This is a genomic window from Luteolibacter sp. (assembly GCF_039920825.1).
Lineage (GTDB): Bacteria > Verrucomicrobiota > Verrucomicrobiia > Verrucomicrobiales > Akkermansiaceae > Luteolibacter.
Window position 1 is genome coordinate 1 of sequence record NZ_JBDSCX010000030.1, and the last position, 10,598, is coordinate 10,598.

A 10,598-nucleotide genomic window follows, 5' to 3' on the forward strand; every position below is an offset into this window, starting at 1 on the left:
GGTGGTCCATGGCAACCTCTATGGCTCCCTCAAATCCGAAGTCATCAGCCATCTCAAGGCCGGCATCGACGTCGTCATGGACATCGACGTCCAAGGTGCCGATCAGGTCCGCACCTGTCCCGAGCCCGATATCCAGCGCGCCTTGGTGGATCTTTTTGTCATGCCTCCCAGCGAAGAGGAACTTTACCAACGACTGTCCGGACGCGGCACCGACAGCGCGGATGTCATCGCCCTCCGGATGAGAAACGCACTGGAGGAAATGGAACTGTGGAGACGCTACTCGTTCCGCCTGCTCTCCTCGACCCGCGAGCAGGACTACACGAATTTCCAAGCACTGGTGACAGCTGAGCGCATGCGGGTATCGCGAATCTCCTGACTCAGATGATGGCGCTTGCCGTCGCGACTTCGCGTGACATAGTCGCCCCCGTCGACCGGGCCTGTAGCTCAGCGGTTAGAGCAGGGGACTCATAATCCTTTGGTCGTGGGTTCAAACCCCACCGGGCCCACCTTCATTGTAAACGACTTACAACTTTTCTGAATTCCGATTGATTCAGATCATTCAAGACAAGATCCTCGCATCTATGGATGCGTTCGTGCCTGAATTGACGTGTCGAGACGCAATCTTACCCAGCAGGCTCTCCTCCTTCTTCCGCCACAAAGGGGCATTTTCAGCCACTCGTTAGATCGGACGTGTGCCTTCTTTGATCCGTGGGATCAGCCGAAACATCGTCCGACGTTCAGGTTTTCCGACTCTGTTTGACACCGGATGGAGAGGCATGGTGGTTGAAAACCGCCACCACGTTTCCTAACCATTCAATTTCTCCAGCGACTTCGCCAAGAAGACACCGTCCTTGCGGATGAGCTTGCCGTCGAACCAGATTTCGCCGCCGCCCCAGTCCTTGCGCTGGATGTTGACCATGTCCCAATGGACTTGCGAGCGGTTGCCGTTGTCGGCTTCGTCGTAGGCTTGGCCGGGAGTGAAATGGAACGAACCGGCGATTTTCTCGTCGAATAGGATGTCGCGCATCGGTTCGCGAATGCTCGGATGGAAGCCGAGGGCGAACTCGCCGATGTAGCGCGCGCCGTCATCACTATCGAGGATCTTGTTGAGCTGTTTCGTTTTTGCTCCGGCTTCGGCCTTGATGATTTTTCCTTTGGAGAATTCGAGGAGGATGGAATCGAACGGGATCCCCTGATAGATCGTCGGCGCGTTGTAGGAAATGACACCTTCCACGGAGTCTCTAACCGGAGCAGTGAAGACCTCGCCATCGGGGATGTTGTAGTTTCCTCCGCAGACGATGGAGTTGATTCCTTTGATCGAGAAACGCAGATCGGTGCCGGGGCCGTTGATGTGGACGCTCTCGGTCTTGTCCATCAGCTTCTTAAGGGCGTTCATCGACGGGACGAGCGCCTTGTAGTCGAGCAGGCAGACGTCAAAGTAGAATTTTTCAAATGCCTCGGTGCTCATCCCTGCTTGTTGCGCCATGGACGAGGACGGCCAGCGCAGGACGCACCACTTGGTCTTCTTGACGCGGTGGTCGAGGACCGGGCGCATGTGTTTCATCGCGAGGCGCATGCTGTCGGCGGGGACATCGGAATTTTCGGCGATGTTGTTGCCGCCGCGGATCGCAATGTAGGCGTCCATGTCCTTCATCTCGGCGAGCAGGTGCTTGGCGATGATTTCATATTGGGCGTCTTCCGCACCCTTCATCATCTCGCGGGTGATGCGGCTTTGGTGAATCCGGATGAAGGGAAACGCACCTTTCGCCCGAACTTCGCGGATGAGCGCGAGGCCGATGGAGTCGGGGACGTCGTGGAGGTCGATGAGGACTTTCTCGCCCTTTTTCAATGAAGTGGAATAACGGACCAACTGGCGGGCGAGGGCGTCGATGCGGGCGTCGTGCATGGGCGTTTGGATAGCGGTTGAATACGGGGTTTCCAAGCGCCAAGTCGGGGGAAGTTGAGAGTTTATGGTTGAGAGTTGAGAGTGAAGAGGAGCTTTTCGGTCTCTCAACTCAAGACTCTCAAAACTCTTTTGCGCTTGGCAGCACGGGTGGGTGGCATAAACCAAGCGCATGGTGCTCGGCGTTCTCGGTTCAGGTTCCGGATCAAACATGCAGGCGATCATCGATGCGATCGCGGACGGAACCCTCGACGCGAGGATCGGACTCGTGCTGTCGGACAATCCGGATGCGTTCATCCTCGAACGGGCGAAGAAGCACGGCATCGAAACCGGGGTGATCGACTGCGGTGGATTCAAGACGAAATTCCCCGAGGAAGTGCAGGCGGAAACGGCGCTTCGCTTGAAGCAAGCGGGAGTCGAACTGGTATGCCTCGCTGGATTTCTGAGGCTGGTGAAACGACCGCTGCTCGACGCGTTTCCCAACCGGATCCTGAACATCCACCCCGCGCTGCTGCCGGCTTATCCCGGACTGGAGTCATGGAAACAAGCACTCGACGCCGGTGAAAAAGAGGCGGGCTGTACGGTGCATTTCGTGGATGATGGCATGGATACCGGACCGATCATTCTCCAGGAAAGCGTGCCGATTCTATCTGACGACACGGCGGAAGTTTTGCATGCGCGGATCCAGGTGATCGAACATCGCCTCTATCCGGCAGCGATCCGCAAGGTGGGGCGGGAGATCGAAGAATCAAGGTGACGTCACGCGCAGCCGGAAGAAGGATTTCACGGAAGTATCGACGGGCAGCGGACTTCGGAAAAGCAGTTCCTCGGTCTCGGTTCCTGCCATGGGGGTTGCGGAGACGAAGACCCCGCGAGGTTCCCATGAACCGGGCAGAAGCGAATCACTCCCTTCGAGAACGAAAGGAATTCCCGCGGCATCGAGACGCCGGATGCAACGGATCGCCGCGAATGTTTTTTCGAGCGCATCCGCCGGATCGATGAATGGCTCCAACGTCATTTTCAGGAGTGGCGTTCCGTCGGAGACGATGGGATCGTGATCCGACAGATATTCCAGCAAAGTCGGAACGCCGTCGTGATCGAAATCCGCTAACAGTCCGGCGCTTTCCTGAGTGAGTCCTGGATGGTTGGCAAGCCACGCGGCGGAGTAGGGAGAATCGTCTTCAATGGACAAGGCCACACCGTTCAAAGGTGCGGGCTCCATCTGATAGCCGGTGCCACCCACGATGGTCACGGTAACGGTTTCGGTTTGTTCGATCGGATTGGAATCCGTAGCCGGCACAATGCTCAGAATCGCCGACGTTTGGTTCGTGGGAATCGTGAGAATCGAATAGCTGCCCGAAGTCGTGGTGTAGTCGGTGCCGGCGACCGCTGTTCCGCCGAGGGCGAATCCGAGAGAGATGGGAAGCGGGCTGCTGTTTGAAAGGGTGAATTTCACGGAACCCGCGACGTTGCCCCGCTCCTTCGCCTGGCTTTGGAGCGCCGTGAGACTGACCGTGGGAATGGGAGAGTGGATCAGTGACAGCGCGATCTGCCCGGCGGATTGTCCGAATCCGTCCACGGCGATGGAATAGGTGACGCCCTGGATCACGCGAACGGCCAGCCGGCTTGTTAGGTTGACTCCGCCGTCGTCGTCGGCGCCAAGCTGTGTGAGACTGCTCACGGAGGAACCGGTGTAGATTCCCAACAAAGTGTCGAAGTTGCTGCCTTGAGTGGAAACCTCCACCACTCCATCCGCTGGCGCCGTCCATTTCCACCAGACGGAGCGCCCGCCGGTTTGTCCAGACGGATGGTGCCATGGCTCGTTTGTTTCGCGGGTCGCTCCAACATTGGATCCAGTGGCGATTGCCGGGGAGCCGGTGAGTATCAAGGCACTGGCGAAGGCATCGTTCGGCAGGGGCGAAATGATGGTGACGATGGCAGAGTTTCCAGTGCCCACCAGATAGGCCGCGGAGGATTCCACCGTGGCGATGGCTGTTTCCGCTCCTTCGATTTCCGAATCTGCCAGTGGAGTGACGGTCACCAGTGCCGTGCCCTGTCCTTCCGGGAAAAAGACGGTTCCCCGCCGTGTGACGGAGTCGTAGCCCGTCAGTCCGCCCAGCGTGTAATCCGCGCCCGGAAATCCCGGTGGAGTGGCCGAGCCGGTGCCGAAGAACAGAACGACTTCCAGTCCGCCCGCCGGAGCGAATCCATTGAGTTGAACGGCGTAGGTGCCGCCATCGAGCGTCGCTTCATTGGAAGTCGCATCCACCGCCGTGATTGAAACGGTGCGCAAGGTGTCGCCGGTCACGATCGGCGTCGCGGTTGCTGTTAGCTCGTCGATTCGATTGTTGGCGGTGCTGCTGGTCGCGCCGGAAAGCGTGTAGCGCAGCGTTACCTGAGCGGCATTGGTTAGTTGTGGAAAGGAGGCGAAGCTGACCTGTTTTTGACTGAAGTTGGTGTCCCGGGTGGCGGTATTCACACCCGCCACGGTCGTGAAACTGACTCCATCCACACTGGCTGACCAGGTTCCCACGTCATATCCAGAAGCCGTGCCGCGGGTGAAAAATGATAGATCCAGTCCGGTGTAACCCGCCATCGAAAGTTTGATATCGATCCACGAACCGTTTCCCGCGTTTCCGACGAGGGCCAGCGCGGTGCCCGAGCTGCCGCCGAATGAGTTGATCGTCCCGTGCCATCCGGAAAAGGAAATCGTCCCGGCACCCGTGTTTGATAGAAGAGGATTGGCATACGGAACACCGGAATTGAAATTCCAGGAGGCGGGAAGAGTCGGCGCGTCGGAGATGGTAATGGTGGCCTTTGACGAGGCATCCGGCACGACGGAATAGCTCGCGCCTTCGATCAATGTGGCGATGGCGGTTTCCGCGGATTCGTCGGAGGCATCATTCGCCGGAGAAAGCGTGACCAACACGCTGGCGAAGTTTTCCGGAATCATCACGCTGCCCAATCCGGTTGCGGGATCGTAAGTTACCCCCGCGCCGCTCAAGGTGAATTCGGCAGGGGAAGCGGTTCCAGTCATCGCGAAGCTGACGGTCAAGCCGCCCGCTCCGGCGAATTGATTGAGCGAGATGAGGAGGGTTCCGTTAGTCAATGGTGATTCGACCGCCGACGAGGAAACCACCGCGGCGCGGGCGATGGGACGTGTCCCGCCGCCGCCGGGGGTACCGATTCCCCAGATCTCCGCGACCCATTCCGGATGGTCGATGAATGGATTGCGATTGTGCTGATAGGTCGAATAGATGAGATCATTGCGCGCTCGTTCGGCATCATCCGGCGGATCCTGTTCATTCCAGAGAAGCAGGGTGTTGAGCCGTCCCATCTGCGAGCCTGTCGGCGTGTAGGATACGAGTTCGAAATCCGTGGTCAGCGGTTCCTGGCCGTCATAGCGGACATCCATGTAGAATAGCGCCCGGGCGATGTCGCCACGCTCCTGTGGCGGAGGCTGCCAGGAGTTGGAATCGCGGCTGGTTTGCGGCGCCAGCGGATGGGCGGGCAGCAAGTAGGCCGGATCGCCGGGATCGCTTTCATCGAAGTAAAGGCTGGCCCTTTCCGCGTTCACCGAAATGTCGGAAGGAACGACGTGGAACAGATCGCTGTCATCCGGCCCCAGTTGATCCGAGTTTCCGCGTGAACGCGGCCAGAGATGTTCGCGATTCCAACTCGTACTGGCCGGCACGGACGAGTTGGAGTAAATCAACAGGATGTTCGAGGAGTTCGCCGGGTCGCGCCAGACGTTGGAGATGGGTGCGATCAGGTTGGAGTAAGGGATCACCGTGTGGTTCGCAACGATCCCGTGCAGAGTCTGTTTGAGCACTCCGCCGCTTTGTCCTGCCGCTGCTGAATAGTATTCCGGCGGAGGCGTGGCCATGAGCGATCCTGCCGCGCAAAACCAAACCAAGGCGGCTTTCAAATATCCGTTCATCTTTGAAGTCTGGAAAGGCGGTGGAAATTCACACGCTATCCCTAGCGGAGAGAACAGTTCCGTAGCAGAAAGTCCGCCAACTTCATGTGGCAGATTCGTCATCTCTCGGTGATGACTTACGACGCCCGGGGCAGTGCCAATTCTATCGCTGATTGAGCATCACGATGATGAAAATCACCAGCAGCACTCCTAGGATTGCGAAAGTGATTTTGATCCAGCTTAGCGGATGTTCGCCGGCCATCTTTCCGGTGTAGCCGTTGACGACTACTTGAAAGGATTTTGAGCCGTAGGTGTAGGTCGCGAGCCAGACAGGGACGAGGATGTGTTTGAACGTGCGGCCCTGATAGTCGGACTCGACTTGCAGATTTCGCTGGGTGTCGCCGGGGACGTCGCGGGAACAAAGTTGATAGATGGTGGTGTCCATCTGCAGCTTGCTGATTTGCGAAGCTTGGCGAAGATCCACCTGATAGCGCTCGACCGTCCAGCCGCGGACGAACGCCGGTTCGTAGGGCTTGAGGTCGGTGAGGGTGGGAAACGGTTCGACCTTGCGAAGCAGGGCGGTGTGCACGCCGACGGTTCCGGGGACGGCGTCGTCGTCGAAGAAATGGGACAATTGCCCGGCGCTGTCTTCCCAGCGGGTTTTCTGGACCTGTCGCGTCTGCGTTTTCCCCTCCGAGTCGCGGTAGGTTTCCGTCTCGTAGTAATGGTAGCCGGACTCTGCGGTCCATTGCGCGTCGACGTGGGCGTCGAAAGTCCAGTAAGGCAGATAGATGCCGTGCAGCGTGTCCGTGAGCGCGGCCCGTTTGAGTTTGTTAGGTGCCCACCAGCGGCTGCCATACCAGGTGCGGAGCTGGTCGCGGACCTGGGTGGCGGCGACCACGGCGGGCAGCAGGCTCTCCGGCGTGATCACGTCGGTTAGGCTGTCCACCGGGACGATCGAGGGCGAGCCGCAGAAATCACAACGCTGCGCCGCGCGGTCGGCGTCGAAGATGCTGATGGCCTGACAGCTCTCGCATTTGACGGATTTTTTCTCCGCTTTGAGCCCGCGATCTTCAGGAGGAATGGAAATGAGCGCGGCCTCGAGATCATGCTCGACGATCACCGCTCCCATGGCGTTTTCCCCATCAGTCCACGGCAGGACGGTTCCACAATACGGGCAGGCTAAGGCCTTCTTGGCCGCATCCCACTCCGCATCCCCGCCGCATTCCGGGCAGGGATGTTTCCGCAGCGCGCTGATTTCTGCCATGGCGTTGGTTACTCGGAGAGAAATCTCTCGAGCGCGGCGCGCGTGATCCGGTAGGTGGAACCGATTTTCTTGCCCTTCAAATCACCCGCATCAAGCGAGGCGATGACGTCGGCCTCGGGGACACCGAGAATCTGCGCGGCATCCGCCGGGCTGAGAAGTTCTGGAACTCCGGCAGGTGGAGTGGCTGCGGTTGCACCGGGAGCTGGCTGGGCTTGCATGGATTTCATCATTTCCTGCGCCATGCCGAAGCCCATCGCCATTTGGCCGGCTGCGGCTGCTGGAGATCCGCCTCCGCCATCGCCGCCCTTGGTCATCGATTCGGCCATTTGGAATTTCACGTAGTCGTTGAGATTTCCAATCGCGCCCATGCTCGAACGCTTGTCGATGGCGGCCTCCACTTCAGGAGGAACGGAAACGTTTTCAACGAGGAAGCTGGTGATCTCGATGCCGTATTTCGCGGTGACCTGAGGGTTGATCAGCGGCAAGAGCGCGTCGCCGAGTTCCGTGTAACGGGCCGCCACGTCGAGCGCGGGCACGCCGCAGGAGGCGAGGGCATCGCTGAAAACGCTGACGATCCGCGAGCGCATCGTGTCGGCGAATTCATCGAGGCGGAAATGTTGGTCGGTTCCGGCGACTTCCTTAAGGAAAACCGGCGGGTCGGTGATTTTGAAATCGAAGGTGCCGAAGGACCGCAGGCGCACGATGCCGAAGTCCTTGTCGCGCATCATGATCGGGTTGGCGGTGCCCCATTTGTTGCCCGTGAAAAGGCGGGTGGTGACAAAATAGACATCCGCCTTGAAGGGGGATTCGAAACCATATTTCCAGCCTTTCAGCTTGTTGAGGACCGGGATGTTATCGGTGACGAGCGAGTGTTTTCCAGGGCCGAAGCAGTCGCCGTATTGGCCGAGATAGACGAACTGCGCGGCCTGGCTTTCACGGACGATAAGCTGTGCGCCGTTCTTGATCGCTTTGTCGTCATCGGGGAAACGCCATGCGAGCGTGTCGCGCGAGTCGTCGTTGAATTCGATGATTTCGAGAAGCTCGCCTTTGATGAATCCGAGAATGTCCATGGTTTTGAATTTGAGAGTTGTCTTGAAATATCCTGATTTCCGCTAGCGTGGAAGTAGAAATCTTCCCGCTTATTCCAATCCTCGATCGGCGACTTCATCCTCATCCCATCCGAGGTAGTGGCCGAGTTCGTGGAGGAATGTGGTGCCGACTTCGTCACGGAAATCATGCTCTTCCTCACCGACCCATTCCCACAGGTTGGTTAGGAAAAGTCGGATGCGCGGGAGTTCGTCTGGACCGGCCTCGTCCATCGCCGATGGACCTTCGAACAGGCCAAGCTCGTCGCCGTCGAGTTGATCGTCGTAAGCGCCCTGGCCGGGCTTTTCCTCAAAGGAAACCGCCACCGTTTTCGCCGCATCCTGAATGTCCGCAGGGAGGACTTTCACCAGCGCCTTCAGTTCCTCGTCCGCCCACAGGCTTAATGTTTCAAAATCCATGGCGATGAATTAACCGCTCCCCGCTGCCCGCACAAGGAGGATAACGGGAACGCGTTTTCTCACGCGGGCGCCGCACCTGCTCAAATTGATCCTTGATCCGGATTCCCATAACTCCTGCAATCCCCGCGTGGCATGGGGTGGTTTGGTCTTTTCCGGGCAAACAATTCCGAGCTTCGCCCATCCCATCATCCCGCCCGATGCGTTACCTCAATTATCGTCCCGCCAACAATTTCAAGCGGGCGATTGCCTACATGATCGACGTGATTCCCATCCAGTTCGGACTGTATTTCATCTCGCAGGCTTTTTTCGGTGTTAGTCCGATCGCTGATTTCTTTGCTCGTCCTGACGCGGTGGCGGCTTCCCTCAAGGCCAAACTGCTGATTGACGCCGGCACTCTTGGAATCTGGATTCTCTATTGCATCGTTGGTGAGCTGTCTCCGTGGCGCGGGACATTTGGTAAAAAAATGATGGATATTTCAGTCCGCTCTGCGACCGGCAGGCGGTTGACGTTCGGGCAGGTGTTGGGCCGCAATACCGCTAAAGTCCTATCAGCCATACCGCTCTACATTGGATTTCTCGCGGCATTCTTCGTCTATGGGAACCGGGCTTGGCACGACTCTCTCTCGGGAACGGCGGTTACCGATCGTAAATAGACTAACGGATGACTCCCATCGCACAAGCGTTGCTCGAACTGCTCACTTGGTATTGGGTGCTCCACTCCGCGTCCGGCCTGATCAAGACCCGCAAGGCGCGCCGTCTCTTCAATGCCCACCAGCGCTGGATCGACGGTGGTGTGGAGGTGAAGAAAACGAAACGTGTCGCCCTCGTCATCGCGGTGAAGGGAGTTTCGGGAAATTTCGACCGCTTTATGGATTTCGTCCTCAGCCAGGACTATCCGGAATATCACGTCATTTTCACCACCGAATCGGAAGCTGATCCGGTCCACGCCGCGATCCGGAACCGTCTCGCTGAATCCTCGTTCACCCGTGCACGCCTGATCGTCGCCGGAATGGCCGAGCACACCGGCCAGAAAGTCCACAACCAGCTCGCCGCATTCAAGGAACTCGACAGCTCGGATCAGATCATCGCCTTCGCCGACGGCGATCTCTACGGCTTCAAGAACTGGCTCTCCTGCCTCGCGTTGCCGCTCAATCTCGGCCAGGCCGACTTCACCACCGGCTACCGTTGGATGATTCCCGCCAACCAATCGCTTCCTAACCGGATCATCGCGCTGATGGGCACCGCCATCGAGCCGCTGATCGGTCCCGCGTGGCGAATTTGCCTGTGGGGCGGTTCGATGGCGATGACCCGCGAGGTGTTTGAGGAATTGAAAGTGCCGGAAAATCTCGTGGGCAGCATCAACGACGACGTGCGACTCAGCGCCATCGCGCGGGAGTCGGGAAAGCGGATGAAATACGTTAGGTCCGTCGCCGCGCCGTCGCCAGTCGATTTTAGTTGGGCTTCGTTTTTCGAATTCGGCCGCCGCCAGTATTTTCAACTGCGCGTCGGCCACAAATCGCTGTGGTGGATGGCGCTGATGGTTCCGCTGTTTTATCTGGCGAGTTTTCTAGCATGTTCGGCGCGCCTTGTTCAGGGAAATCTGCTGATGCTCGTTCCGTTCGGCGTCGCCATCGCTCTCAACGTTGCCCGGACCCGCGTCCGGCGAGGCTATCTGGAGGATCGTTTTCATCATGGCGAGGCCGACACGCTCGACGAGGCAGTTAGGGGAAGCTGGTGGCTCGATCCGGTGATCAATTTTCTACATTTGGTCATCATCCTCAGCTCTGCTTGCGGCCGGGAAATCGTCTGGGCCGGTATCCGCTACCGGGTCACCGGTCCGCAGAAGACAGAAATTCTGAATTCAAAAAACTAACCACAGATGAACAGGCATGTAGTCATTCAAGTTTTTTCTTCATGCGGTGTTGGATTCGGCATGTTGGGTGATCTGGGTTTGAAGGTGGAGGACACAGGCGGCTAGGTTGGCAGGCAGGGAGAGTTCGGCGC

General features: G+C 58.2%; 8 protein-coding genes, 1 tRNA gene and 1 pseudogene. 5 read left to right on the forward strand and 5 right to left on the reverse strand.

Translation table 11 applies throughout. The features are described 5' to 3' along the window. Together ABIQ96_RS08075 and ABIQ96_RS08080 are read left to right on the forward strand one after the other, a co-directional pair. Positions 1-376 (forward strand): annotated as a pseudogene (locus ABIQ96_RS08075) (guanylate kinase); the annotation flags it as partial. A 57-nt stretch (positions 377-433) separates the two neighbouring features. After that, positions 434-506, forward strand: a tRNA-Ile gene (locus tag ABIQ96_RS08080). Between the two features lie 299 nt (positions 507-805). Here the strand turns inward: ABIQ96_RS08080 and ABIQ96_RS08085 are convergent. Next, positions 806-1,906, reverse strand: coding sequence for an aminopeptidase (locus ABIQ96_RS08085; RefSeq protein WP_348214065.1), 1,101 nt, complete (start codon positions 1,904-1,906; stop codon positions 806-808). A gap of 169 nt (positions 1,907-2,075) precedes the next feature. Between ABIQ96_RS08085 and purN the strand changes: the two genes are divergently transcribed. Further along, positions 2,076-2,660 carry a phosphoribosylglycinamide formyltransferase gene (gene purN / locus ABIQ96_RS08090; RefSeq protein WP_348214066.1) on the forward strand — a complete coding sequence of 195 codons (585 nt, stop codon included), beginning with the start codon at positions 2,076-2,078 and terminating at the stop codon, positions 2,658-2,660. On the opposite strand, the gene ABIQ96_RS08095 is transcribed toward purN, so the two are convergent. The 4 genes from ABIQ96_RS08095 to ABIQ96_RS08110 all read right to left on the reverse strand — a co-directional run bounded on the left by ABIQ96_RS08095 (position 2,652) and on the right by ABIQ96_RS08110 (position 8,594). After that, positions 2,652-5,843, reverse strand: a complete 3,192-nt coding sequence (locus ABIQ96_RS08095; RefSeq protein ID WP_348214067.1) for an endonuclease — start codon at positions 5,841-5,843, stop codon at positions 2,652-2,654. The two genes, purN and ABIQ96_RS08095, sit on opposite strands and share 9 nt — an antisense overlap. A gap of 142 nt (positions 5,844-5,985) precedes the next feature. Beyond that, complete coding sequence (locus tag ABIQ96_RS08100) at positions 5,986-7,089, reverse strand: zinc ribbon domain-containing protein (protein ID WP_348214068.1); 1,104 nt, start codon at positions 7,087-7,089, stop codon at positions 5,986-5,988. A gap of 8 nt (positions 7,090-7,097) precedes the next feature. Then, positions 7,098-8,159, reverse strand: a complete 1,062-nt coding sequence (locus ABIQ96_RS08105) for an SPFH and helix-turn-helix domain-containing protein (protein ID WP_348214069.1) — start codon at positions 8,157-8,159, stop codon at positions 7,098-7,100. Positions 8,160-8,228: 69 nt separating this feature from the next. Continuing rightward, on the reverse strand, positions 8,229-8,594 hold the full coding sequence (locus ABIQ96_RS08110; protein ID WP_348214070.1) for a metallopeptidase family protein: 366 nt from the start codon (positions 8,592-8,594) through the stop codon (positions 8,229-8,231). 197 nt (positions 8,595-8,791) lie between these two features. On the opposite strand from ABIQ96_RS08110, the gene ABIQ96_RS08115 reads away from it, so the two are divergent. Together ABIQ96_RS08115 and ABIQ96_RS08120 are read left to right on the forward strand one after the other, a co-directional pair. Continuing rightward, complete coding sequence (locus ABIQ96_RS08115) at positions 8,792-9,247, forward strand: RDD family protein (protein ID WP_348214071.1); 456 nt, start codon at positions 8,792-8,794, stop codon at positions 9,245-9,247. A gap of 8 nt (positions 9,248-9,255) precedes the next feature. Further along, positions 9,256-10,467, forward strand: coding sequence for a glycosyltransferase family 2 protein (locus tag ABIQ96_RS08120; RefSeq protein WP_348214072.1), 1,212 nt, complete (start codon positions 9,256-9,258; stop codon positions 10,465-10,467). Positions 10,468-10,598 lie beyond the last annotated feature (131 nt).